The 1,723-nt window shown below is 54.0% G+C and carries 1 protein-coding gene; it reads right to left on the reverse strand.

Annotated features, from left to right (window positions below):
* Positions 1-393: 393 nt before the first annotated feature.
* Positions 394-528: a hypothetical protein gene (locus tag V6D20_20510; GenBank protein ID HEY9818162.1), complete on the reverse strand. Its 135-nt coding sequence runs from the start codon at positions 526-528 to the stop codon at positions 394-396.
* Between the last annotated feature and the right edge of the window lie 1,195 nt (positions 529-1,723).

Genomic DNA, 1,723 nt, shown 5'->3' on the forward strand with positions numbered 1-1,723 from the left:
TGAGCGGTGATCGACACGGCTACGGTGCCATGCAATACTTAATCTCGCGTAGGAGTAGTTCCTATCTAAGACTATTGGTAGCACTTGGGGGAGCTGTGCAATCTTCCAAATGTTTTCAAAATAATAGGTGGGTATGTCATAGAAGTAGCACTGCCTACGAATCCTTCATGCAATGGCACGTTTCGCCTGAATGTCGGTACAACAGCTTTCATTAGTCCTTTGATGACGCTTTTTGTTTTGCTCTAAACGTACATTTTTTAGTTTAAATGGAGTCGTAGTATTCACGCTCACATAGTACAAACATGATGATGACCATATGGGCTCAATATGGCGGACAAATGAAATGGCTCTGTCTTATTGGATTTTCGGGTGGGTTGCCCTTGCTTCCTTTTGTTACCCATCCTGGTGTCGAACGCGTCGTAGTAGCTTGGCAATAATGTGAAACACTCCCGTTTCGGGCGGAGCTTCGGCACTCTGTGCGACGGCAGTGGCGGAGGCCGGAGAAGCATCGGGTTCCACTGAGGGCACGAACGAAGGCTCCGACGAGGGATTGACTGTACGTGTGGGAGTGGTCGAGGGAACCTGCGTGGTCGTGGGGGCAATAGATTGTGTGGGCAGAGCCGACGGCATTGGAGACGTAGTCGGTTCCAGACTTAACGTTGGTGATGGGCTCGGCGCCAAAGATCCCGTCGGAGTCGGAGATGGCGCATTACTGGGGCCCGGGGAAACGGTTGGAACGGCACTGCCGGTAGGGGACTGCGTCGGTACCACTGTCGGGGCCCCCGAATTAGTGGGTGCACTAGTCGTGGGAACTGCGCTCGGGGAAATGGAGGTCGTAGGAACGATGGATTGGGTTGGAGACGCCGACTCGATAGTGGGGCCTTGGCTCCCCGTCGGAGGTTGTGAGATTTCAGTGGGTCGCTCACTGACTGTGGGCGATGTACTGACTGTGGGAGACGTCGAAGGTCCTTGCGCTGGAGTTGGCTGGTTGGTTGGAACACTGGAGGGTTGAGGGCTACTGGTTGGTACCATAGTCGGAAATATCGAAGCAGTTGGCTCATTGGATGATGAGGTTGGTGCTAGGGAGACCGCTGTTGGTGCAACACTCATTGTTGGAACTTGGGAAGGAGACTTAGAAGCGGTGGGGTTTGTGCTCGTGGTGGGAGACGCGGAAGGAACTTCCGAGGTGGCCCCACCCGTGGGCTGGTTGGTTGGTACAGTCGAAGGCTGAGGACTGCTGCTTGGTATGGCAGTTGGGGACACGGAAGTCGTTGGTTCCACGGAAACAACTGTCGGTGCAATACTGAATGTTGGGGATTGAGAAGGCGACTTGGAAGCCGTTGGTTCTTCGGACCCACCAGATGGTGATAGACTAGTAGTCGGGTTGAGGGTAGGTGTCTGACTCGGAGCTTCCGACCCACGAGTTGGGGACACACTAGTAGTTGGGCTGGCACTGCGGGTAGGTGCAGCTGATTGACCAGTTGGCGACAGACTAACAGTTGGGTTGGCGCTGAGTGTAGGGCTCTGGCTGGGTACATCTGATTGACCAGTAGGCGTCAAGCTCAAAGTCGGACTAATACTGGTGGTGGGATTCTGGCTGGGTGCATCTGATTGACCAGTAGGTGCCAAGCTCAAGGTCGGACTACTACTGATGGTGGGATTCTGACTTGGTGAAACTGATTGACCTGTAGGAGGCAAGCTTAAGGTTGGCCGCTGAGTTGGT

Source organism: Candidatus Obscuribacterales bacterium (genome assembly GCA_036703605.1).
GTDB lineage: Bacteria > Cyanobacteriota > Cyanobacteriia > RECH01 > RECH01 > RECH01.